Raw genomic sequence first — 23,480 nt, 5'->3', positions numbered from 1 at the left:
GCCCCGTCCATCCATACGGATGAACGGGGCGTTTGGTTCCCTGCGGGAGCGTACGGGACTCTGCCGTGCGCAGGCGATACCTGGGGCTCAGTCCTCGAGGCTCAGTCCTCGAGGCTCGGCTCAGCTATTGGGGCTCGGCTCAGCTCTCGGGACTCGACTCTCAGGACTCAGGACTCAGGACTCAGGACTCAGCCGGCCGGGCTCAGGCTCCGCGGGTTTCGACGACGACCGATTCGATGACGACGTCGTTGACGGGGCGGTCGGTGCGGGGGTTGGCCTTGGCGCCGGCGATGGCGTCCACGACCTTCTGGCTGGCGGGGTCGGTGACCTCGCCGAAGATGGTGTGCTTGCGGGTCAGCCACGCCGTCGGGGAGACGGTGATGAAGAACTGCGAGCCATTGGTGGCCGGGCCGGCGTTGGCCATGGCCAGCAGGTAGGGCTTGTCGAAGGCGAGGTCCGGGTGGAACTCGTCCTCGAACTGGTAGCCGGGGCCGCCGGTGCCGTTGCCCAGCGGGTCGCCGCCCTGGATCATGAATCCGCTGATCACCCGGTGGAAGACCGTGCCGTCGTACAGCTTGTCCGTGGACTTCTCCCCCGTCTCCGGGTTGACCCACTCGCGCTCGCCCGTGGCGAGTTCGACGAAGTTCCGGACCGTCTTGGGCGCGTGGTTCGGCAGGAGCCGGACTTCGATGTCGCCGTTGTTGGTCTTCAGGGTGGCGTAAAGCTGCTCGGCCACGATCTGCCTTCCGTTGCCTTCTCTTGACTCTCCGATCCTCGCACGGACGGGGACGCGCGTCGCCCGGCGGCCACCTCTGGGCGAACTTCCCGGTGTCGGCCCTACAGAAATCCGGCCTAGTCCCCTCCGTACCGGGGCGCTGCACGGCGATCCGTGGCATTGTCGACGACAAGCTCCCGTTGCCCCGTATTAATGCGCTATTGCAGTTGATCGACACGTGAGCGGCTCTCGCTCTGAGTTCACCCGGAGTCCGCCCGTGACCCGGATGCCCGCCCTCACATGCCCCGGTCCCGTCGGACGGGCATGATCCGGATAGGGGTGGAAAGGTGAACTGTGTGTCTTTGGGGGTACTCAGAACCCCCGACGTACGCCACCGAGGAGGAGGAAACCCGTGACCCGCATCGACAGCGTGCGCGCCGCGAGCGGCTCGGCGAAGGACAGCGTGCTGCACGCCGCGGAAGTGGTGGCGCCTTACGCCGACACGGCCAAGGACAAGGCATCGCACTATGCGCACGAGGCGCGTGTGCGTCTTGCGCCCAAGGTGTCGCAGGCCGCCGACCAGGCCCGCGTGCAGTACGACGTTCATCTCGCCCCGCGCGTGGAGCAGGCCCGTACGCATGTGCCGCCCAAGGTCGACCAAGCGGCCCATGAAGCTGCCGTCCGTACCCGCAAGGCGGCTCGTCAGGCCGCCGACTATTCCAAGCCGAGGATCGAGCAGGCGGTTGCCGCGGCGCAGCCTGTTCGGGAGGAGGCCGCGTCGCGTGGGGTGGCTGCGTTGGCCGCGTTGCGCGGTCAGGTCTCGCCGAAGGAGATCCAGAAGCTGGTCCGTAAGCAGGAGCGGCGGGCGCGGGCCGGCCGTGTTGCCAAGGGGCTGGCGGTTCTGGGGATTCTCGCGGGCGGTGCCTTCGCGGCGTGGAAGTGGTGGGACAAGCAGGCCAACCCTGACTGGCTCGTCGAGCCGCCTGCCGCGACGGAGGTGCCCGAGCCGGGTCACCTGACGTCGGTCGATGGCAGCGGCCAGGCCGGCCTGGATCCCGAGGTCGAGGCCAAGGAGGCGGAGGAGGAAGCGGCGGGGCGTGAGGACCGTCCGTGATCTCTGCGTCTGAGTTCTGACTTCGATCTCAATTTCGCTGTGGGGCAGAAGGCTTGAGGGTCTTCTGCCCCACAGCGATGTTTCACGTGGAACCAGCTCGGGCCTCAGCTGTGAGCGACGATGTTTCACGTGGAACCGGCGAGCAGGCAGCGTCGTGCGCCCGGGGCAGTCCGGCCGACTCACCGATGAGGGAACCCGGAGCCACAGCTGTCGGCGTGAGGCCGGGTCGTCGCCCTTGCTGTGCACAGAGCCCGTCCGCTCTGCGTTTCCGCAGCTCGCCGTGGCCCGGCTGCGCGACGTACTGACCGTTGTCGGGCTGACCGGCTCCCAGGGCAAGACCACTACCAAGGACCTGCTGGCCGCCGTGCTTTCGAGCGCCGGGCCGACGATCGCCACGATCGGCTCGCTCAACAACGAGCTCGGCGTGCCGCTCACCATGCTGCGCGCCGAAGCGGCCACCCGGTTCCTCGTTCTGGAGAGGGGAGCCCGCCATGTCGGCGACATCGCCGGGCTCACCGGCCTGGTCGGGCCCGACATCGCCGTCTTCCTCAATGTCGGCCAGGCCCACCTCGGCGAGTTCGGGTCGCGCGCGGCCATCGCCAAGGTTCAAGGGCGAGCTGGTGCAGGGGCTGGCCCCCGGTGGCACCGCCGTCCTCCACGCCGACGATCCCCGGGTGGTCGCGATGCGCTCGCTCACCGACGGTCCGGTGCTGACCTTCGGCCGGGCGGTCCACCCCGACGTGCGGGCACTCGACCTGGCTCTTGACCGGCTCGGTCGACCGTCCGGCACGCTGCGGACCGGCGCCGCCTCGGCTTCCTTCGCGCTGCCGATCGTGGGCGCCCACCAGGCGCTCAACGCGTCGGCTGCCGCAGCGGCGGGACTGGAGGCCGGCGTTCCCCTCGACATGGCCACGGCGGCGCTGGCCACCGTCTCACTGTCGAAGTGGCGTATGGAGCTGCACGACCTCTCCGGCGGCGCGACGCTGCTCAACGACTCCTACAACGCCAACCCCGACTCGACCCGCGCCACCCTGGACGCACTGGCGGCGATCGAGGGCGGGCGCCGCATCGCCATCCTCGGCGAGATGCTCGAGCTCGGCGACGACAGCGAGGCTGAGCACCGCACCGTCGGGGAGTACGCCGCCTCCCGGGCCGACGTAGTGGCCGCTGTCGGCGAGGCAGCCCGGCCGATCGCCGACGGCGCGGAAGAGCGAGCGGTGGTGCCGGCCGACAACGACGCGACCGTCGACTGGCTGCGCGGCCACATCGGCGCCGGCGATGTGGTGCTCGTCAAGGCCTCCCGCGGAGCGCGCCTCGACGTGGTCGCCGCCGCACTCGTCTGAGTCACTCGTACGCGGACACCGGGCCGAGGCCGTAGCCGTTGCCCTTGGCGACCGGCACTAGGCGGGGCGTCCCATCGGCCGCAGCGGCAGGTCCCACTCGCCGACGTACCGCATCGCCTGACCGCCGGTGCCGACCTTGAACTGGATCAGTCCGACGTGCGGGTCGTCGGTGTCGAGGGTGGGGGTGATGCCGCGCAGGTCATAGACATCGCAGCCGGCCGCCGGCGAGTCGCGGATCATCGCCCACTGGCAGGCGTTGGAGCCGCGCACCTCGCGCTTCTCGGTGGAGGAGGCGCCGTAGAAGTACCACGCGTGGGCGCCTACGCGGACCAGGATGGTGACGGCGACCAGATCGCCCTGGTGGTGGGCCAGGTAGAGCTTGATCCGCTCGGGGTCCTCGGCGCTCAGCGCTGCGAACATGGTCTCGAAGTAGCGCAGCGGCCGGGGCGTGAAGCGGTCGCGCCCGGCGGTGTGGACGTAGAGGTGGACGTAGAGGTCGTGAAACGCCTTCAGGTCCTCATCGACCGTGACCTCGTCTCCCTCCTTGGCCGCCTTCTTGATGTTGCGGCGCCATTGCTGGTTCATGCCCCTGAGAAGGTCGTCCTCAGTCCTGCCGGCCAGCGGAACCTCGTACTTGAACTACGGATGCCCGACCCCGAACCCGTCCTCCGGGCTCTGCGGCAGCCAGCCGGCATCCCTGAGCCGACTGGTCACGCGGGCGCCGACCGGGTCGGCCCACTGGCTCCGCAGCCCGGTGAGCCGGTGGATGCCCGGGTCGGCGATGCCCTCCTTGACCTGGGCGGCGCTCCAGGTGTCCGTGCACACCGGCGGCCCGATCCGGATCGCGAACGCGCCCTGTGCCTTGAGGTACGCCGCCAGCGGATCGAGCCACGCGTCGATCTCGCCGGTCCAGTCGATGACCGGACCCTCGGGCAGATAGGCCAGCATGAAGCGGTCGAGCCGCGGCACCGGGCGGCGCAGGACAAGCCCTGCACCGACCAGCCGCCGACCGTCGAATCAGCCGAGGGGCTCGCTGTGCCACTCGGTCTTGACGCGGCCCCATGCCGGGGTCTGCAGGAAGCTGACCGACCTCCGTGTCCGCACGAACGCCAAGTGCTCGGCGACGCTGATCGGCCCGACGGTCAGCCTCACACCCGCCCCCTGCCGACCGAGGAGGACAAGGACACCGGAGACCGGGCTGCTGTTCGTGCTGGTTCGTTGCAGGACATGCCATGAGCCAAGGCGCCGCGGTGTTGCCGGCGCGTATGTGGTTTTCGATATGCCGACGATAGGTTCTGGGCCAGTGCCTGACGAGGCCGATCCCCTCCGCCGGCTTTTGCGCGATGTTCACCAGCTGATTCCGGCCGCCACCGGCAGGTGGTCGCTGCCGGTGGCCGGCAGCAGCCACGAGCTCTTCGGCTCCACGCCGCGGACGAGGATCTGGTCGATCCGCGCCACCGGGAACTTCGCCGGCCAGCTGAAGCCGAAGCCGTCCCCGGCCGCGTCCTGGACCGAGCGCAGCTGCGAGGTGATGCCGGCGAACGCGCGGTCGTCCATGGTGCCGTTCAGGTCACCGAGCAGCACCACCCGCTCGTTCCGATCGGCGGCGATGGCCTTGCCGAGCGCCTGCGCGCCTCTGTCCCGCGAGTCCGTCCAGAAGCCCGCCCTGGGATTCACCCGCACGGACCCCAGGTGGGCCACATACACCGCCAGCGGCCCGTGGCCGGTAGTCACCGTGGTGCGCAGCGCCCGGGTGTAGGTCAGCTTGATCTCGACCGGCTTGGTGTCCCCCAGCGGCCCGTAGTCCATCTTGATGTCGACCGGCTGGGTGTGGGACAGCGGCAGCTTGCTCCACAGTCCGACCGTGCCCTGCACCGTGTGGTAGGGGTACGCCTTCGCCAGCTCCTTCTCGTACGCGCCCTGGGCCTGCGGGGTGATCTCCTCCAGTGCCAGCACGTCCGCACCGGAGGCGACCAGGTCGCGGGCGGTGCCGGTCGGGTCGGGGTTGTTGGCGCCGACGTTGTGGCTGGCCACGGTGAGGTCACTGCCCGGGTGGGACTTGTCGCCGAGCAGCCCGCCGAAGAGGTTCAGCCACACCATGACCGGCAACAACAGCGCGGCCACCGCGGAGGCGGAGCGGCGCCACAGCGCCCCGGCCAGCAGCACCGGGACGAACAGGCCGAACCAGGGCAGGAAGGTCTCCACCAGGCTGCCGAGGCCACCGGTCCGATTCGGGATCTTCGCGTGCAGCAGCATAAAGAGGCCAAGGAGCAGCGCCAGTGCCGTGAGCACCGGGCCGCGCTTCCAGGGCCCCGGCCGGAAGCCGTTACGGATCGCCCGGCGTACACGCGCGCGCCAGGTCCCGCCGGTGCCGGCCGTCGGGGCACCGGCTCCGGTACCTGCCGCGCGGGTATCCGCCGGGCTGCCCTGTCCGGCCTCCGCCGTGTCCACCTGCGTCATCGTCTGCCCTCGCTCGTTACTGCTCACTGCTGCACTGCTGTTCACCGGTGCGTCCTCGGATCCTGGGTGGGGTCGGCATACATCCGCGGGCAGCCACGGTCGAGGGCCTTGAGCAGATCCGGATCGAGGTTGGCCACAGCCGAAAACGCGTCATCGAAGACCGTCACAGCGTCGAGAACGACATCGTCAGCCTCGCCCGGGGCACCACGGCGCTCACTCCTAGGCGTATTCGAGCGCGCTGCGGCCGAGGGCGACGAGGAAGGCGAGCGGACAAAGAAGGCAAGGAAGACGACGGGGGCGAGGACTGCGGCACCTGGTGGGCGGGGTCTGAGGCGATCACCGCTATGACGACTGTCGGGCCGACGGCAATCAGCCAGCGGACCCCGGCGGGTCCTTGTTCGTGCCGATGGCAGGGTTCGAGTCATGCCGCCAGTGAACGCAACACGGTGTTGCCGGCACGTATGCGGTTTTCGATACGCGGACGATATGTGCCGACTCTTAGCATCGGCAGCATGCGTGTGTTGATCGTCGAGGACGAGCCCTATATGGCAGAAGCCATCCGCGATGGCCTGCGCCTGGAAGCGATCGCGGCGGACATCGCAGGTGACGGCGACACCGCTCTGGAACTGCTGAGCATCAACACCTACGGCATCGCCGTTCTCGACCGCGACATCCCCGGCCCCTCCGGCGACGAGATCGCCAAACGCATCGTCGCCTCCGGCAGCGGCATGCCGATCCTCATGCTCACCGCCGCCGACCGGCTCGACGACAAGGCCACCGGGTTCGGACTCGGCGCCGACGACTACCTCACGAAGCCGTTCGAACTGCAGGAGCTCGTGCTCAGGCTCAGAGCACTCGACCGCAGGCGCGCCCACAACAGGCCGCCCGTGCGGGAGATCGCAGGCCTGCGGCTGGATCCGTTCCGCCGCGAGGTATACCGCGACGGCCGCTACGTCGCGCTCACCCGCAAACAGTTCGCCGTGCTCGAAGTCCTCGTCGCTGCCGAAGGCGGTGTCGTCAGCGCCGAAGAACTCCTGGAACGCGCATGGGACGAGAACGCCGACCCGTTCACCAACGCCGTGCGCATCACCGTCTCGGCCCTGCGCAAACGGCTCGGCGAACCCTGGCTGATCGCCACCGTGCCAGGCGTCGGCTACCGCATCGACGCGCAACCAGTGGCCGGACACGAGGGAGACGAGCGTGGATAGGTCACCTGGGGTGAGTGTTCGCCTCAAACTCACCCTCAGCTACGCCGGGTTCCTCATGGTGGCCGGTGCCCTGCTGCTCGCGGCGGTGTGGGTGTTCCTCCTCCGTTATGTCCCCGACCGCGCGATGCTCATCAACCCCGATGACAAGCCCACTAATGGTGTTTTTCCCGTCCGGTCCAACCTCCTGGACGTTTTCGCGCCGAGGGCAGCCGCAGTACTGGCGTTCCTGCTGGTGTTCGGCCTCGGGGGAGGGTGGATCCTCGCCGGCCGCATGCTCGCCCCCCTGACCCGCATCACGGACGCCACCCGCATGGCGACGAACGGATCACTCTCCCACCGAATCCGGCTACCGGGCCGCAAAGACGAGTTCCGCGAACTCGCCGACGCCTTCGACACCATGCTCGAACGACTCGAAGCACAGGTCGCCGAACAGCAGAGATTCGCCGCCAACGCCTCCCACGAACTGCGCACCCCGCTGGCGATCTCGAAGGCACTTCTCGACGTGGCCCGCACCGATCCGAACCACGACACCGGCGAACTCGTCGACCGCCTCCACGCCGTCAACGCCCGCGCCATCGACCTCACCGAGGCACTGCTCCTGCTCAGCCGCGCCAACCAGCGGTCCTTCACCCGAGAACACGTCGACCTGTCCCTCATTGCGGAAGAAGCCACCGAAACACTCCTCCCCCTCGCGGAAAAGCATGGCGTCACCCTCGAGAGCAACGGCGACATCGCCCCCACGATCGGATCGCAGGCGCTCCTGCTGCAGCTGACCACGAACCTCGTACAGAACGCGATCGTCCACAACCTGCCGGAACACGGCACCGTATGGGTCCACACCAGCGTCCGCCCCAAGACCGTGGTGCTCACTGTCGAAAACACCGGCAGGCAGCTCACCCCCCAGCTGGTCTCGACCCTCACCGAACCCTTCCAGCGCGACACCGAGCGCATCCACACCGGCCGGACAGGCGTCGGTCTGGGCCTGGCCATCGTCAAAACCATCACCCAGGCACACGACGGAACCCTCACCCTCACCCCGCGCTCTGCCGGCGGAATCCGCATCACTGTGGAACTACCCGCGACATCCCCGTACGCCGACAGGTGAAGAATCGGGGAATCGATGCGCGGCCAGCACAGTAGATCTACGACCATCTCCGGCACCCCTTCTCCCGGCGCGTGTACGACCGATTCGACTCCGACTCCGACTCCGACTCCGACTCCGACTCCGACTCCGACTTCGACTCCGACTCCGACTCCGACTCCGACTCCGACTGAAGATGCTGCTCGGTCAGCAGGGCCGGATCATCGGCCTCGCCTTCGCGACAGCTCCGGCGCCGTCGCGACGAACGCGGAGAACTCCTGCTTGCCCACCCGCGCCTTGATCGCCTCCGCCGTCCCCTCCGGAAGCGAAAGGCTCACCCGCGTCGCCGGGCCCTCGCAGATTTTGTACGTCGTCCCGGGCATACTCCCGGTTTGACAAACAAGTAGGAAAGCTGGAAGTCCGAAGCTGTCATCGCCCTCGACGCCTCCGACCAGCCATGAAACCCAGGGAAACGCCAGGGGAGCGGGGAGCTCCGCAAACGCCGGAGAAATTGGGCCTCCTTGGGCCCCCGTCAGCACCACCGTGCTGACATGTCAGCACACAAAAAGCCCCTCCGAACTGCGTTTCCGCAGTTCAGAGGGGCTATATGAGTGGAGCCTAGGGGAGTCGAACCCCTGACATCTGCCATGCAAAGACAGCGCTCTACCAACTGAGCTAAGGCCCCGGAAGTGGAACGTCCGGCCGAAAGAACCCCTTCCGACTGGCGCCGGAGACCAGAGTACCGGGTCACCCCCGGGATCTCGCAAAAAGATTGGGGTCCCCGTGGACAACCACTCTCCGTAAGATGCTCGACGTGGTTCGCTACAGCGAACCGCGGTTTTTGGGGAAGCGATGGGGAGACGCAAATGGACGCCGCACAGCAGGAAGCAACCGCGAGAGCCCGGGAGCTGCAGCGGAACTGGTACGGGGAGCCGTTGGGGGAGCTCTTCCGTAGGCTCATAGACGATCTGGGGCTCAACCAGGCGCGTCTTGCCGGGGTGTTGGGCCTGTCCGCGCCCATGTTGTCGCAGCTGATGAGCGGTCAGCGCGCCAAGATCGGCAATCCGGCGGTGGTGCAGCGTGTGCAGCTGTTGCAGGACCTGGCGGGGCAGGTCGTGGACGGCAGCGTAAGCGCCGCTGAGGCAACTGAGCGTATGGACGAGATCAAGAAGTCGCAGGGGGGCTCGGTGCTCAGCAACACCACACAATCTACGAGCAGTTCAGGGGCGCCCACGGTGAAGCGGGTGGTCCGGGAGATCCAGTCCCTGCTGCGCTCGGTCGCAGCTGCGGGGGACATCATCGACGCGGCGGACACTCTCGCCCCGACCCACCCGGAACTGGCAGAGTTCCTTCGGGTGTACGGCGCCGGCCGCACTTCTGACGCGGTCGCTCACTACCAGTCGCACCAGAGCTGAGCAAAGCCCGGCCGCCGCACGCCGGGCGCCGGGCGCCTGGGGGGCTTGCGATGTTTCCGGACGCCGCATGTCAGGCAACCGAGCGCCTCATCGGGGTTCGCGCGGCCGGGCGCCTCTGTGAAGTACCGGACGGCCGGGACTTCACAGAGGTCCCGGCGTCCGTGCACGTCGGAAGAGGTCATCGGACCGACCACCGCAGGGGGGCGACGCACGACCATGGGTGAGGTTTTCGCCGGCCGGTACGAACTGGTCGACCCGATCGGGCGTGGGGGAGTCGGTGCCGTCTGGCGCGCCTGGGATCACCGGCGGCGCCGGTATGTGGCGGCCAAGGTGTTGCAGCAGAGCGACGCGCATGCCCTGCTCCGCTTCGTCCGTGAGCAGGCGATGCGCATCGATCATCCGCATGTCCTCGCTCCCGCCAGCTGGGCCGCCGACGACGACAAGGTCCTGTTCACGATGGACCTGGTCGCCGGGGGTTCGCTGGTCCACCTGGTAGCGGACTATGGTCCCTTGCCGCCACTGTTCGTCTGCACCCTGCTCGACCAGCTTCTGTCCGGGCTTACCGCCGTGCACGCCGAGGGGGTCGTGCACCGGGACATCAAGCCTGCCAACGTGCTGCTGGAGGCTACCGGCAAGGCTCGGCCACGGCTTCGTCTGTCCGACTTCGGCATCGCGATGCGGCTGGGCGAGCCACGGCTGACGGAGCCCAACTACGTGGTGGGGACGCCCGGTTACTTCGCTCCGGAGCAGATGCTGGGCGCCGAGCCGGACTTTCCCGCCGATCTGTTCGCGGTGGGTCTGGTCGCCCTGTATCTGCTGGAGGGTGCCAGGCCGGATGCCAAGGCGCTGATCGAGTACTTCGCGGAGAACGGCACGCCGGCGGCTCCCCGTGGCATCCCGGAACCGCTGTGGCAGGTCGTGGCCACCTTGGTGCAGCCCGACCCGCAGGCGCGGTTCCGCACCGCCACGGGGGCGCGCAAGGCGCTCGTCTCCGCCGCCGAGCTGCTGCCGGAGCCTGGCCCCGACGACGAGTTGATCGACGTATTCGACCAACTCGGGCCGCTCCCTGAGGGGTTCGGCCCAGAGGGTCCGCTCGGGGCCACACCGGGCGTGCGCGCCGGTGACGTATCTCTCCGGCCGGGCTCGACCGCCGTAGCGGCACAACTCGATCTGGGTGAGGTGCCGTTGGGGGCGGAGCCTGTGTCTGGCCCTGCCCCTGGCTCGGCACGTGGCGCTGGGCGTGGAGCCGGCCTTGACGCTGAGGGTGGAGCCGGCCCCGACGCTGGCCGTGGAACTCGTACCGGGGTCGGCGCTGGCTCTCACCATCGGTCTGAGGCTGGCACTGGGGCTTCTGAGGCTGGCGTGGGGGCTTCTGAAGCTGACACTTGGGCTGAGGCGAAGGCAGGCACTGGGGCCGAGGCGGAGGCAGGGACTGGGCTCGACCCGGTTCCCGGCTCTGCCCACGACTCCCGGTCCTGGCAACCGGGCTCGGGCTACGACCAAGGTGAGGACTCCGGGTCTGGGTCCGGGTCTGGGTCCGGGTCGAGGCCCGGGTCGGGGCCCGGGTCGGGGCCCGGGTCGGGGCCCGGCTCCGGTTCGGGCTCCGGTTCGGGTTCGGGCTCCGGCTCCGGCTCCGGCTCCGGCTCCGGCTCCGGCTCCGGCTCCGGGCCATGGCATCACGGCTCGGGATCCCTGTCCCAGAGGCCCGTCTCCGGTGCGACGTGGCCGAGGTCCGTCTCCGATGGCATACGCCCCGAGTCCAGGGACGATGGTGGACAGCCGGGATCTGTCCCCACCAACGTACGACCGAATCCCCCCGCCAATGATGGTGCCGCACCCCCGCACCCCGCGTCCGCCCCCGTACCTCCACAGCCCTCCTCGATGTCGGACACCGGAAGCTTCCACCTGCCCCCACCCCAGGCGGCCATCCCCCACACCCAGCCCCACCCCCAGCAAGAGCCGCACCAGGCGTGGCACGAGACGCAGCAATACCCCGCCCCCCACCAACCACCGCACCAGCCGCCACACCAGCCCGAGCAGCCCCCCACTCCCCCCACCGCGGTCGCGCTCCCGGCTCCAACTCCCCCCTACGCTCAGCCTTTCGAACCCACGCCCACGCCTACACAAGTGCCCTCCCCCCATCGGCCCGTCTCCCTGTCCGCCGCGATGCCGCAGCACGTTTACGCCCCTACTGGTTCATACACCGCTCGGTCCCCGCAGGTTCCACCTCGGGCGGGGGCATTTTCGGAGCATGGCCTCGGCTGGGCGCGACGGCGTCCAGGACCTCCCGCGAAGGTGGCCGTCCCGGTGCTGCTTCTCGCGCTGGTCTGCTTCGCGGTGGGTTTCTGGGCGTTGACCCAGATCTGAATGGAGCCCGTCCGGAGCAACGACTCGCAGCACGGCCGGTTCGTCGGTCTACCGGTGGCGCGGCGCGCGACGGTTTCTCGGAGTCGACGTCTGCGGACTCGGAGCCGGAACCGGAACCGGAACCGCGTCCGCGTCCGCATCCTCCGGCACCCGCCCCGCCCGGCGCGCGACCACCGTCCACATGACGAGCGCCAGCACCAGGAAACTCCCCACGCCGATCCCACCCGCGGCCACCAGCTTCATCGTGCCGCTGCCGCCGCCGCTACCGCTGCTACGTCCGCTACCGCCACGATCACCGTCGTCGCCCGCCGCGCCCTCAAAAGGCCCTGACGGAACGTCGAACGCGTCCCGCGGCTGCGCCCGCCCCGCGTACGCCGGCCCCGCCTGCGCGGCGCCGCCCACCCGCACACGAAGGGTCAGCCCGAACGGCCCGTCGCCGAACTTGTCGGCGACCTGCTCGGCGAGATGGACCACGAGGTAGTACGAGCCGGCGAACCGCATCTCGCTCACGCGGTTGCTGGGGGCATAGCGGTTTTCATAGGCGACGGGAGGCAGCGGATCCAGCGTGGCCGAACGCTGGCTGCCGTCGTATCCGGAACCCTCGTCGTCGACGAGGCCACGTACGGGGTTGTACAGGGACATCGCCAGGGCCGTGCCCAGATAGCCGTCGCCGCCGCTGTTCGAGCTGCCCAGTTCGGCGGTGGTGTAGAGCTGTTGTCCCCAGTCGACGGGCACCTTGTAGAAGAGCGTCTGTCCGGGACTGATCGTGTCCTGCCAGACTCCCTGTTCAAGGCTGGTCGCCCGGGTGAAGCCCGCGCCACCTCCGCGGGACTCCGGGTCACCCGTGAGGGCGTCCGGCGGGGCGGAGTTCCACGTCTCGGGCGCGCTCGTCGAACCGGCCTTCTTCAGGCTGGGCTCCGACGCATAGGTGAGCTCCAGGTCCCAGTCGCCGGAGGAGGAGCCCGTCGTACCACTGCGCTCGACGACGACGTAGTACGTCCCCGCTGTCTGGCAGGCGTACTGCTCACCGTCGCTCTCCCGCGACGCCCAGGCGGCAATGGGGTGGGAGCTCTGGGTGGCGCCGAAGTGGGTGGTCCCGGAGAAGGAGCAGTTGCGGCTGTTGCCGTCCTGCACGGACACCCTGATGCCATCCCCGTAGGTGACCGTTTCGCCCGTCCCGGGAATGGCGGTGGCAGAGACGTACGCGTTGGATGTGGCATCGAGTTCGAGACGGTAGTAGAGCTTGCCGTCCCTTCCTATGGAGCTCCTGTATGCCCTTCCTGGCTCCAGACGTACGGAGTGGGTGGTGTCCGCGGTGCCTTCGACCGGGGTGGCGTCCTCGGCGAAAGCGTACGGCTTCGGCGTACCGGAGGCTTCCCACTGCGTACCGGAAGCTCCCACCTGCTTATCGGCGGCTCGCACCTGCGTACCGGCTGCGGCTCTCTGCCCCGGCAGTGCGACCGCCGCGCACAGGGCCGTTGCCACGACCGTCATCGCCGTGGTGGCCGCGAGCGCCCGGCCGTGCCACGACATCGCGCGCCACCGTGCCCTGCGCCGCCCCATCGCGCGCCACCCCTCGTTGTAGGCCTACCCGTTGGCCTATCCGTCGGCCTATCCGTCGGCATGCCCTCTCGCATGCCCGTCAGCTTGTCCGTCAGCTTGTCCGTCGGCATGTTCGTCAGCTTGTCCGTCAGCTTGTCTCAGCATGTTCGTAGACATGGTCGTACGCGTATACGCAGCCGTACGGCACAGCCGTGGCCGCCCTGGATCGTGGCCCATCCTGCCCCGACCGCGACCTCGCTACCCGCGCTATCCGGACGAGCGGCCGAAAGACCCCTCTACGTAGTGCTCGAGTTCCTCATCGCAATTCAATCGTTTGCTCTCGTGAATCGAAGGTTCCCGGGCAACACAAAACCCCGACCGCGAGGCGGCCGGGGTCTGCTCTGAGACTGTCGTCTCGACTGTTGTCGATACTCACGAACCCGTGGGCACGGAGTCAGTCGCCTCCGTCCACAGATCCTGCTCGGCGCGATCCGCCTGGATCTGGCGGTACACGAGGAGCCCGCCGATGGCGGCCAGTGCGACCAGGAGGAGCTTCTTCACCGCGCGACCTCGTCTTTCCTTGACGTAGGGGACTTCTGGCGCCCGACTATACACACCGACCGATATCGATCGGTGACCTGCGTCGACGACCAACTCACCACCGGGGCAGCGCATTAGAGGCCAGGGAAACCGCTCCGATCAAAGGGTGATCACCCCCCTTCGGAAGGTGACCGCCTCCGTCCTGGCTCTCTCTTCTCCGGCTCTTCTCCGGATTGCGGGCCTCATGCGCCCGTCCGAGTGACAGTTCATCGGAAGATCGACACGCCACGAGCGTCGGTCCACCACTTCACGACCCCCATACACATCATGAGGAAAGTACGCAAATCACCCAACCCGAAAGTGAGGGATCATGGCCAGGAACCAGGCAATGAAGCTGTGGACCGCCATCGTGACGCTCCTCCTCTCCGTGTGCACGGCGGCCGGATTCATCACGACGACCGCAGCCGCGGCCGTACCTCAGTCTGCGCCCGTCCGCAACGCCGGGGCCCCGGCCGTGACGGTTCAGGCGGCGCCCCTCGGGTCCGGGGCCCACGATCGGGGCCTGCCTCCGACGATGAAGCAGCGCATCCGGGCAGAGGCCCACGGTTCGTCCCCCTCCTGCCGTCATCGCCCGCCTCTGGACGCAACCGCGCCCGAGGTGACCGACTCCTCGGCCACAACAGGCACGACGACGGAAACCGGATCCACCAGCACGGTCGACTGCCTCACCGGCGCTCGATGACCAACAGGTGCCGCCCCGTACGTCAGAGGGTGCCAGCAGATCTACCTGAGCCGTGTCACGCGAGTTCGCCAGGCAGTTCGACGCGCGTGCCGCAGAAGCAGAACGGTGTCGCCTCGGCGGTGGCCGGCGCGTCCAGGTCGGTCGCGAGGATCTCCTGCAGTTCCAGAGAAAGTGGACACAATTCCCCCAAGTCGCAGCGGTGCCAGTGACCTTCAGAGGACGCGGCTGAGCTGGAGCATCGCCTCGGCGTTCTTGACCAGGTCACGCTGCCTGGACTCGGGCAGCTGCCGGTAGAGCCGCAGCAGCTGCGCTTCTCGTTCCTCGCAGCTGGGACCGGGTACCGACCGTCCGACGGAGGCGAAGAAGTCCCGCGGTGTGGTCTTCACACCCCAGCGACGGAACACCTCCACCATCGCCTGCAGTTTCTCCCGGTCGATGCGGGACGTGCCGCGGGTCCGGTTCACCCACGCGTTGAGCGTGGGGTACGAGATGCCTGCCTGCTCGGCCAGATCCTTCTGTGTCCGGCCCGGCGCTTGGGTAAGAAGGCGTTCCAACAGGGCAGCCAGGTCTTCACCCCCGTGGGCGAAGTCCGCACTGGAGCTGAGTTCGCCGGATGGATGAGGGCGTTTGGTCACGTTTGCGAGCATCGACCAACACCATCCGCTTGCGCAAGTAGGTCGCAGCTCGACGTCCAATATTCCGGGAACGGGTGACATTCCGCGCTGCCCGTGTCCTACGGCGTACCCCTCAGTGCTCTCGGTCCACACGGGCTCTTGTCTTCTGATGTTATCTACATCTACGCGAAGATTGAATATAGACAGCACGGCCTCGCCCCCGAACCCGCTGACCGTCTGACCGTCTGACCGTCTGACCGTCTGACCGTCTGACCGTCCACGATCAGGCCCGCGCCACCACGGGCCGTCGGCCGATTCCAGGGCCTCCTCGACGCCGCTTCCGGCGTCGTCCGACACGAGAGCCGACGGCCCCGTCCATCGTCCGCCGCCGCCCGCGGTCGTCGCTGGACGTAGGTGCCAACAAGGTACGGACGTGGCAAAGGTCAGGACGTAACAAAGACCCCCAACCACGATTGATTGGGGGCCTTCATGATGTGGGGCTAACAGGATTTGAACCTGTGGCCTCATCCTTATCAGGGATGCGCTCTAACCAACTGAGCTATAGCCCCGCCGCGCTTTGCGGTGTACGTCCCGCGCGCTGACCTCTGAAGATTAGCGCACGACGCGGCCAGTCCCAAAATCGATAGTCGGCGGACGTTTGAGAGGCTGCCGACTCGTGCCTACTCGTCCTCGGCCAGGGTCAGCTCGATGCCACCGACGAAGCCGGCGGAGAGGTTGTAGATGAACGCGCCGAGCGTGCCGAGCGCGGTGGCGAGGACGACGTCGATGACCGCGATGACCGACGTGAACATCAGGACGTGCGGCAGGGAGAGGTACGACTGCAGGTCGAAGCCGTTCGACTCGTTCGAGCCCGTTGCCTCGGAGATGGTGCCGCCGACCGTCGAGAAGACGCCCATCGCGTCCATGACCATCCACAGCACCGCGGCCGCGACGATCGTGCAGATGCCGAGGGCGATGGAGAGCAGGAAGCTGACCTTCATCACCGACCACGGGTCGGCCTTGGCGACCCGCAGCCGTGCCTTGCGCGTCCGCGGCACCGTGCGCGCGCCGGTGCGCGGTCGGCGGACCGCGCCCGAAGGCGCCTGAGCCGGGTACGCCTGCGGCGGGTGGTACGGCTGTGCGGGCTGCGACGACTGCCGCTCCCCTGGCAGCGGCGAACCGGGCAATGGTGAACCCGACAGGGGCGCGCCCGGCAGGGACGAACCCTGCTGCGGTGGCCCCGCCACCGGCGAACCAGGTGCCTGCGGCGCTCCTGCCGGGGCCTCCCCGCCCATGTAACTCTGGGCCTGCGGGCCTCGGGTGTCCGTCACAGTTCCCCCCTGGGATCCATGAGAATCATGGGAGTCAGTCGCATCCATGGCGGGGCCACGGCCGCCGTCCGTTTCCGTACCGGTCGATCCGGCGCCCGTGGCTCCGCTCACGATGACTCACTCCTCGCGCTACTCGGCCGAGGACGGCTCGCCCTCTTCCGTACCGACTGCCTCGACGCCTTCGGCGGTCTCGTCCACGGCGTCCTCGCCGTCGACTTCCTCCGCCTCGCGACCGGCCTCGGCGTTACGAGCGATACCGACGACGGCATCGCGCTTGCCCAGATTGATCAGTTGAACGCCCATGGTGTCACGGCCCGTCTCCCTGACCTCGTTGACTCGCGTACGAATCACACCACCGGACAGCGTGATGGCGAGAATCTCATCGGTCTCCTCGACCACCAACGCGCCCACGAGAGATCCACGGTCCTCGACGATCTTGGCGGCCTTGATGCCCAGGCCACCGCGACCCTGGACGCGGTACTCGGCGACGTTGGTCCGCTTCGCGTACCCACCGTCTGTGGCAGTGAACACGAACGTACCGGGTCGAACAACATTCATCGAGAGCAGCTGGTCTCCCTCGCGGAAGCTCATGCCCTTGACACCCGAGGTCGCGCGGCCCATCGGTCGCAGCGCGTCGTCCGTAGCCGTGAACCTGATCGATTGTGCCTTCTTGCTGATCAGAAGCAGATCGTCCTCGGCCGAGACGAGTTCGGCTCCGATCAGTTCGTCGTCGGAACCGTCCTCCGTTTCACGGAGATTGATCGCGATGACGCCGCCCGAACGCGGGGAATCGTAATCCTTAAGAGGCGTCTTCTTCACCAGACCCCCCTTGGTGGCCAGGATCAGATAGGGCGCCGCTTCGTAGTCACGGATCGCGAGGATCTGCGCGATCTGCTCATCCGGCTGGAAGGCCAGCAGGTTGGCGACGTGCTGGCCACGCGCGTCGCGGCCGGCGTCCGGAAGCTCGTACGCCTTCGCGCGGTAGACGCGGCCCTTGTTGGTGAAGAACAGCAACCAGTGGTGCGTCGTCGACACGAAGAAGTGGTCGACGATGTCGTCCTGCTTCAGCTTCGTGCCGCGTACGCCCTTGCCGCCGCGCTTCTGCGAGCGGTAGTCCTCGGTCTTGGTGCGCTTGATGTAGCCGCCGCGCGTGATGGTGACGACGATGTCCTCTTCGGCGATCAGGTCCTCCATGGACATGTCGCCGTCGAAGGGAATCAGCTTGGAGCGGCGGTCGTCGCCGAACTTGTCGACGATCGCGGCGAGTTCCTCGCTGATGATCTGCCGCTGACGCACCGGCGAAGCAAGGATCGCGTTGTACTCGGTGATCTTCGCCTGGAGTTCGTCGTGCTCCTGGATGATCTTCTGGCGCTCCAGGGCGGCCAGTCGGCGCAGCTGCATCTCAAGGATGGCGTTGGCCTGGATCTCGTCGATCTCCAGGAGGCCCATCAGGCCCACGCGCGCGATCTCGACGGTGTCACTGCGCCGGATCAGCGCGATGACGTCGTCGATGGCGTCCAGGGCCTTCAGGAGGCCACGCAGGATGTGCGCGCGCTCCTCGGCCTTGCGCAGCCGGAACTTCGTCCGGCGGACGATGACCTCGATCTGGTGCGTCACCCAGTGGCGGATGAACGCGTCGAGCGACAGCGTGCGCGGGACGCCGTCGACCAGCGCCAGCATGTTGGCGCTGAAGTTCGACTGCAGATCGGTGTGCTTGTAGAGGTTGTTCAGTACGACCTTGGCGACCGCGTCCCGCTTCAGGACGATGACCAGGCGCTGGCCCGTGCGCGAGGACGTCTCGTCACGGACGTCGGCGATGCCGCCGACCTTGCCGTCCTTGACGAGGTCGGCGATCTTCTGCGCGAGGTTGTCCGGGTTGACCTGGTAGGGGAGTTCGGTGACCACCAGACACTGGCGGTTCTGGATCTCCTCGACCTCGATGACCGCGCGCATCGTGATGGAGCCACGACCCGTGCGGTAGGCCTCCTCGATGCCTTTTCGGCCCACTACTAGGGCACCACTCGGGAAATCGGGCCCCTTGATGCGCTCGATCAGGGCGTCCAGGAGCTCCTCGTGGGAGGCCTCGGGGTTCTCCAGGTACCACTGGGCGCCGGCCGCGACCTCGCGGAGGTTGTGCGGCGGGATGTTGGTCGCCATGCCGACCGCGATGCCCGCCGAGCCGTTGATCAGCAGGTTCGGGAAGCGGGCCGGCAGGACGGTCGGCTCCTGGGAGCGGCCGTCGTAGTTGTCCGTGAAGTCGACGGTCTCCTCGTCGATGTCACGGACCATCTCCATGGACAGCGTCATCAGCTTGCACTCGGTGTACCGCATGGCGGCGGCCGGGTCGTTGCCCGGGGAACCGAAGTTGCCGTTGGAGTCCACGAGCGGCATCCGCATCGACCACGGCTGCGCGAGGCGGACCAGCGCGTCGTAGATCGAGGAGTCACCGTGCGGGTGGTAGTTGCCCATGACGTCGCCGACGACGCGGGCGCACTTGTAGAAGCCCTTCTCGGGCCGGTAGCCGCCGTCGTACATGGCGTACAGGACGCGGCGGTGGACGGGCTTGAGACCGTCCCGTACGTCGGGCAGCGCGCGCGACACGATGACGGACATCGCGTAGTCGAGGTAGGAGCGCTGCATCTCGGTCTCGAGCCCGACGGGCTCGACGCGCTGGGCGATGGCGCCCTCTTCAGGCGTACTGGGAGTGTTCTCGTCGGCCATTGCTGGTGAAGATCCTTCCTGGTGCGGTCAGCTGAGACCGACTCAGATGTCGAGGAAGCGGACGTCCTTGGCATTGCGCTGGATGAACGCGCGGCGCGCCTCGACGTCCTCGCCCATGAGGACCGAGAACAGGTCGTCGGCCTGGGCGGCGTCGTCGAGGGTGACCTGGCCGAGGACGCGGTGTTCCTGGTCCATGGTCGTGATGCGCAGCTCCTCGGCGTTCATCTCGCCGAGACCCTTGAAGCGCTGGACCGAGTCCTCGCGGATGCGCTTCCCGGCCTGCTTGCCCAGCTCGATCAGCGCGTCACGCTCCCGGTCCGAGTAGGCGTACTCGAAGTCCTCGCGGCCCCACTTGATCTTGTAGAGCGGCGGACGCGAGAGGAACACGTGCCCGGCCTCGACCAGCGGCCGCATGAAGCGGAACAGGAACGTCAGCAGCAGAGTGTTGATGTGCTGCCCATCGACGTCGGCGTCCGCCATCAGGATGATCTTGTGATAGCGGAGCTTCGCGATGTCGAAGTCCTCGTGGACCCCGGTACCGAAGGCCGAGATCAGCGCCTGGATCTCCTGGTTCTGCAGGATCTTGTCGATCCGCGACTTCTCGACGTTGAGGATCTTGCCTCGGATCGGAAGGATCGCCTGGTACTGCGGGTTGCGGCCCGACTTGGCCGAGCCTCCGGCGGAGTCACCCTCGACGATGAAGATCTCGCACTTGGTGGGGTCGTTCGACTGGCAGTCGGAGAGCTTGCCGGGCAGGGACGCCGACTCCAGCAGGCCCTTGCGGCGGGTGAGGTCACGCGCCTTGCGGGCCGCCACGCGCGCGGTGGCCGCCTGGATGGACTTGCGGATGATGTCCGAAGCCTCGTTCGGATTGCGGTCCAGCCAGTCCGTCAGACGCTCGTGCACGACCTTCTGTACGAAGGTCTTCGCCTCGGTGTTGCCCAGCTTCGTCTTGGTCTGACCCTCGAACTGCGGCTCGCCGAGCTTGACCGAGATGATCGCGGTCAGACCCTCGCGGATGTCGTCACCCGTGAGGTTGTCGTCCTTCTCGCGCAGCAGCTTCTTGTCGCGCGCGTACCGGTTGATCAGACCGGTCAGAGCGGCCCGGAAGCCCTCTTCGTGCGTGCCGCCCTCGTGCGTGTGGATGGTGTTGGCGAAGGAGTACACACCCTCGCTGTAGCCGCTGTTCCACTGCATCGCGACCTCGAGGGAGAGCAGGCGCTCCTTGTCCTCGGCCTCGATGTCGATCACGGTGTCGTGGACGACCTCTCCCTTGCGGGAGTTCAGGTACTTCACGAAGTCGACGATGCCGCCCGCGTAGTGGTACGTGACGGACTTGACCTCGGCGATCTCGTCCGCCCCCGCCTCGTCCGCACCGGCCGTGGCCTTCGCCGACTCGCGCTCATCAGTGAGTTTGATGGTCAAACCCTTGTTGAGGAACGCCATCTCCTGGAGGCGCCGCGACAGCGTCTCGAAGGAGTAGTCGGTGGTCTCGAAGATGTCCGGATCGGCCCAGAACGTGACCGTCGTACCGGTCTTGTCCGTCTCTTCGTTGCGCGCCAGCGGTGCGGTGGGGACGCCCAGCTTGTAGTCCTGCGTCCAGCGGTAGCCGTCGGTCTTGACCTCGACGGCGACCTTCGTGGACAGCGCGTTGACGACGGAGACGCCCACGCCGTGCAGACCGCCGGAGACCGCGTAGCCGCCGCCGCCGAACTTGCCGCCCGCGTGCAGCACGGTCAGCACGACCTCGACGGCGGGCTTGCCCTCGGACGGGACGATGCCCACCGGGATGCCGCGGCCGTTGTCGATGACTCGCACGCCGCCATCGGCCAGGATCGTCACGTCGATGGTGTCCGCGTGACCGGCCAGCGCCTCGTCGACGGAGTTGTCCACGACCTCCTGCACCAGGTGGTGCAGGCCGCGCTCACCGGTCGAGCCGATGTACATACCGGGTCGCTTGCGGACCGCGTCCAGACCCTCGAGGACGGTGATGGCGTTGGCGTCGTACGAGGCGGAGACCTCGCCGTTCGAGGAGATTGCCTCGCCGTTCGCGCCTGCGTCGGTGGACGGGATGTTCTCGTTGGGGTTGCCGGAATCGGCCACGAAGCGCCCTTTCTGGCACAGCACAAGCCAAACTCCTGGCGGGTGGCCGGAGAGGCTGCGGCGTGTTGCGTTGGTAAGCCCTAGTCAGCGTTGCTCGGTCTGTCCCACAAGTGGGGCGGGATTAGCTTCCAGTCTACCGGTAGCGCCGACAGTGATGGGGGTTTGCCGGTACCTGAGTCCGCATGTGCCGCCCTGAACCGGTCTCTGCCGACTCCCCATATGCGGACCCGGGCTCAAAGAGGCTTACAGCGGCACTCAGCGCTTCCGGGTGTCAACCCTTGGCTACTGCCGAGTCAGGTCGGTGTTCGCAACCGCATCCGGTCAACCACGGCCGACGGTTCCAGCCTGTGCCGATCACCCGTAGGTGTCGCCGGGACCCTTGCTTCCAGGGGCGCGCAGGGGCCCGAAGCGGCGGGGGGGACCCCCGGGACCCTGCACCTTGATCAGCCGCACCGTGCCGTGCCCGAGGTCCTGATTCAGCCGTTTCACCAACTCCGGGGCGAGCAGCCGCAACTGGGTCGCCCAGGCGGTCGAGTCGCACTGCACGGTCAGCACCCGCTCGGCCGGATCGTCGTCGTACCGCAGCGGAACGCAGTGCTTGGCCAGGTCGTCGCCGACTATCTCCGGCCAGCGCCCCATCACACCGCCCACCGCAGCCGGGGTCTCCCAGCCGCGCTCGGTGAGCAGCCGGTTGATGGCGGCACCGAGCGCCATGGGGTCGCGCCCGTCGGCGCGCGCGCCGGAGCGCAGCCCGCCACCGCGCCGCGCCTGCTTCTTCTGCTGAGCGGCGTCCCCACGCGCGCGTGCCTGTTCCTTCGCGGCACGCAGGGCCACCCGCGCGAGGTCGACGCCGGACGGCTCGGGCACCTTGGGTGCCGCTCCCGGGTCGGGTGTGTTCTCCGTCATACGCGCTCCACCCCGCCCTCGGAAACGGAGTAACGCGTGCCCGTCAGTACGCCGGGTACGTCGTCGTCGACCGCGGCGGTCACCAGCACCTGCTCGCCCGGAGCGACGAGTTCCGCGAGCCGTTCCCTCCTGCGGGTGTCCAGCTCGGCGAAGACATCGTCCAGAACCAGCACCGGCTCGTTGCCCTCGGACCTGAGCAGGTCGTACGAGGCCAGGCGCAGCGCCAGCGCGTACGACCAGGACTCACCGTGTGACGCATATCCCTTCGCGGGCAGCTGGCCGAGCCTGAGCAGCAGTTCGTCCCGGTGAGGGCCCACCAGGGTGACACCCCGCTCGATCTCCTGCTTGCGGGACTCCAGGAGGGCGGCCATGAGCTGCTCGTACAGCTCCTCGCGCGCGTGGCCGACGATTTCGGGTGACGAGGGCTTGTACTCCAGCGCGATCGGGCCGCCGCCGGGCGCCAGCTGCTCGTACGCCTTGTCGGACAGCGGCTGGATCGCGGAGACCAGGTCGAGCCGCTGGGCGAGCAGCTCGGCGCCCACCCGCGCGAGGTGCTGGTCCCAGACGTCGAGGGTGGACAGGTCCATGGTGCGACCGCCGTGCCGCCGGGCCAGTGCGGCCGACTTCAGGAGCGTGTTGCGCTGCCTGAGGACCCGGTCGTAGTCGGAGCGGACGCCCGCCATGCGCGGGGAGCGGGCGGTGATCAGCTCGTCGAGGAAGCGGCGCCGCTCGCCGGGGTCGCCCTTGACGAGGGCGAGATCCTCGGGAGCGAACAGCACCGTACGTACGATGCCCAGCACGTCACGGGGTCTGACCTGCGAGGACCTGTTGATGCGGGCACGATTCGCCTTGCCGGGGTTCAGCTCCAGCTCGATGAGCTGCTGGCGCTCGCCCTGACGGACATTGGCCCGGATGATCGCGCGGTCGGCGCCCATGCGCACCAGCGGGGCGTCGGAGGAGACGCGGTGACTGCCGAGGGTCGCGAGGTAGCCGATCGCCTCGACCAGGTTCGTCTTGCCCTGTCCGTTGGGGCCCACGAACGCGGTGACGCCCGGGTCGAGCGGGACCTCGACCCGGGCGTAGGAACGGAAGTCGGCCAGCGACAGATGCGTGACGTGCATGGTCGTTCGCCGACCTCCCCCAGGTTGTGGATCCGCGGGCCCTCGGCCTGTGGATCTGTGGATTACTTCTTCTCGACCGCGTGGCCGCCGAACTGGTTGCGTAGTGCCGCGACCATCTTCATCTGCGGTGAGTCGTCCTGGCGGGACGCGAAGCGGG

General features: G+C 67.9%; 17 protein-coding genes, 2 tRNA genes and 3 pseudogenes. 7 read left to right on the top strand and 15 right to left on the bottom strand.

Going from position 1 to position 23,480, the window contains the following annotated elements:
• Positions 1–202: 202 nt before the first annotated feature.
• Positions 203–736 (bottom strand): peptidylprolyl isomerase, encoded by a 534-nt coding sequence (locus ACFWP7_RS07030; protein ID WP_384377250.1) that lies wholly within the window; start codon positions 734–736, stop codon positions 203–205.
• 391 nt (positions 737–1,127) lie between these two features.
• Here ACFWP7_RS07030 and ACFWP7_RS07025 point away from each other — a divergent pair, with 391 nt between their 5' ends.
• Together ACFWP7_RS07025 and murF are read left to right on the top strand one after the other, a co-directional pair.
• Positions 1,128–1,829, top strand: a complete 702-nt coding sequence (locus tag ACFWP7_RS07025; protein WP_384377248.1) for a DUF5324 family protein — start codon at positions 1,128–1,130, stop codon at positions 1,827–1,829.
• Between the two features lie 277 nt (positions 1,830–2,106).
• Positions 2,107–3,172: pseudogene (murF, locus tag ACFWP7_RS07020) on the top strand (UDP-N-acetylmuramoyl-tripeptide--D-alanyl-D-alanine ligase); the annotation flags it as partial.
• Positions 3,173–3,229: 57 nt separating this feature from the next.
• Here the strand turns inward: murF and ACFWP7_RS07015 are convergent.
• A pseudogene (locus ACFWP7_RS07015) lies at positions 3,230–4,318 on the bottom strand (lipid II:glycine glycyltransferase FemX).
• A gap of 201 nt (positions 4,319–4,519) precedes the next feature.
• Entirely contained in the window at positions 4,520–5,632 is a 1,113-nt protein-coding gene (locus ACFWP7_RS07010) for an endonuclease/exonuclease/phosphatase family protein (protein ID WP_384377691.1), read from the bottom strand.
• Between the two features lie 512 nt (positions 5,633–6,144).
• Here ACFWP7_RS07010 and ACFWP7_RS07005 point away from each other — a divergent pair.
• Positions 6,145–6,840 (top strand): response regulator transcription factor, encoded by a 696-nt coding sequence (locus tag ACFWP7_RS07005; protein WP_384377245.1) that lies wholly within the window; start codon positions 6,145–6,147, stop codon positions 6,838–6,840.
• Positions 6,833–7,945, top strand: a complete 1,113-nt coding sequence (locus ACFWP7_RS07000) for a sensor histidine kinase (RefSeq protein WP_384377242.1) — start codon at positions 6,833–6,835, stop codon at positions 7,943–7,945. The genes ACFWP7_RS07005 and ACFWP7_RS07000 overlap by 8 nt, the downstream gene beginning before the upstream one ends.
• 588 nt (positions 7,946–8,533) lie before the next feature.
• Here the strand turns inward: ACFWP7_RS07000 and ACFWP7_RS06995 are convergent.
• Positions 8,534–8,606: transfer RNA gene (locus tag ACFWP7_RS06995), tRNA-Ala, on the bottom strand.
• 181 nt (positions 8,607–8,787) lie between these two features.
• Between ACFWP7_RS06995 and ACFWP7_RS06990 the strand changes: the two genes are divergently transcribed.
• Positions 8,788–9,336: a helix-turn-helix domain-containing protein gene (locus ACFWP7_RS06990; protein WP_384377239.1), complete on the top strand. Its 549-nt coding sequence runs from the start codon at positions 8,788–8,790 to the stop codon at positions 9,334–9,336.
• Between the two features lie 216 nt (positions 9,337–9,552).
• Entirely contained in the window at positions 9,553–11,703 is a 2,151-nt protein-coding gene (locus ACFWP7_RS06985) for a protein kinase (protein WP_384377236.1), read from the top strand.
• 48 nt (positions 11,704–11,751) lie between these two features.
• Here the strand turns inward: ACFWP7_RS06985 and ACFWP7_RS06980 are convergent, their stop codons facing one another.
• Together ACFWP7_RS06980 and ACFWP7_RS06975 are read right to left on the bottom strand one after the other, a co-directional pair.
• Positions 11,752–13,236 carry a hypothetical protein gene (locus tag ACFWP7_RS06980; protein ID WP_384377233.1) on the bottom strand — a complete coding sequence of 495 codons (1,485 nt, stop codon included), beginning with the start codon at positions 13,234–13,236 and terminating at the stop codon, positions 11,752–11,754.
• A gap of 441 nt (positions 13,237–13,677) precedes the next feature.
• The gene (locus ACFWP7_RS06975; protein WP_003999697.1) at positions 13,678–13,806 is read right to left on the bottom strand and encodes a DLW-39 family protein; all 129 of its coding nucleotides are present in this window, start codon (positions 13,804–13,806) and stop codon (positions 13,678–13,680) included.
• 349 nt (positions 13,807–14,155) lie between these two features.
• Between ACFWP7_RS06975 and ACFWP7_RS06970 the strand changes: the two genes are divergently transcribed.
• Positions 14,156–14,527: a DUF6344 domain-containing protein gene (locus tag ACFWP7_RS06970; RefSeq protein WP_384377230.1), complete on the top strand. Its 372-nt coding sequence runs from the start codon at positions 14,156–14,158 to the stop codon at positions 14,525–14,527.
• A gap of 55 nt (positions 14,528–14,582) precedes the next feature.
• Here the strand turns inward: ACFWP7_RS06970 and ACFWP7_RS06965 are convergent, their stop codons facing one another.
• The 9 genes and pseudogenes from ACFWP7_RS06965 to ACFWP7_RS06925 all read right to left on the bottom strand — a co-directional run.
• The gene (locus ACFWP7_RS06965) at positions 14,583–14,708 is read right to left on the bottom strand and encodes a hypothetical protein (protein ID WP_384377227.1); all 126 of its coding nucleotides are present in this window, start codon (positions 14,706–14,708) and stop codon (positions 14,583–14,585) included.
• A gap of 31 nt (positions 14,709–14,739) precedes the next feature.
• Positions 14,740–15,162: a helix-turn-helix domain-containing protein gene (locus ACFWP7_RS06960; RefSeq protein WP_384377224.1), complete on the bottom strand. Its 423-nt coding sequence runs from the start codon at positions 15,160–15,162 to the stop codon at positions 14,740–14,742.
• A gap of 474 nt (positions 15,163–15,636) precedes the next feature.
• Positions 15,637–15,710 (bottom strand) — tRNA-Ile (locus tag ACFWP7_RS06955).
• Between the two features lie 111 nt (positions 15,711–15,821).
• Complete coding sequence (locus ACFWP7_RS06950) at positions 15,822–16,583, bottom strand: DUF3566 domain-containing protein (RefSeq protein WP_384377221.1); 762 nt, start codon at positions 16,581–16,583, stop codon at positions 15,822–15,824.
• 18 nt (positions 16,584–16,601) lie between these two features.
• Positions 16,602–19,193 carry a DNA gyrase subunit A gene (gyrA, locus tag ACFWP7_RS06945; protein ID WP_384377218.1) on the bottom strand — a complete coding sequence of 864 codons (2,592 nt, stop codon included), beginning with the start codon at positions 19,191–19,193 and terminating at the stop codon, positions 16,602–16,604.
• A 42-nt stretch (positions 19,194–19,235) separates the two neighbouring features.
• Entirely contained in the window at positions 19,236–21,320 is a 2,085-nt protein-coding gene (gene gyrB / locus ACFWP7_RS06940) for a DNA topoisomerase (ATP-hydrolyzing) subunit B (protein WP_384377215.1), read from the bottom strand.
• A gap of 330 nt (positions 21,321–21,650) precedes the next feature.
• Positions 21,651–22,202 carry a DUF721 domain-containing protein gene (locus ACFWP7_RS06935; protein ID WP_384377212.1) on the bottom strand — a complete coding sequence of 184 codons (552 nt, stop codon included), beginning with the start codon at positions 22,200–22,202 and terminating at the stop codon, positions 21,651–21,653.
• Entirely contained in the window at positions 22,199–23,323 is a 1,125-nt protein-coding gene (gene recF / locus ACFWP7_RS06930; protein ID WP_384377209.1) for a DNA replication/repair protein RecF, read from the bottom strand. Before recF ends, ACFWP7_RS06935 begins: the two co-directional genes overlap by 4 nt.
• 62 nt (positions 23,324–23,385) lie before the next feature.
• A pseudogene (locus ACFWP7_RS06925) lies at positions 23,386–23,480 on the bottom strand (6-phosphogluconate dehydrogenase); the annotation flags it as partial.

This window comes from Streptomyces sp. NPDC058470 (assembly GCF_042721055.1).
GTDB lineage: Bacteria > Actinomycetota > Actinomycetes > Streptomycetales > Streptomycetaceae > Streptomyces.
Note: the sequence above shows the minus strand (reverse complement) of the source record. Positions and strands in the feature narration are given on the sequence as shown.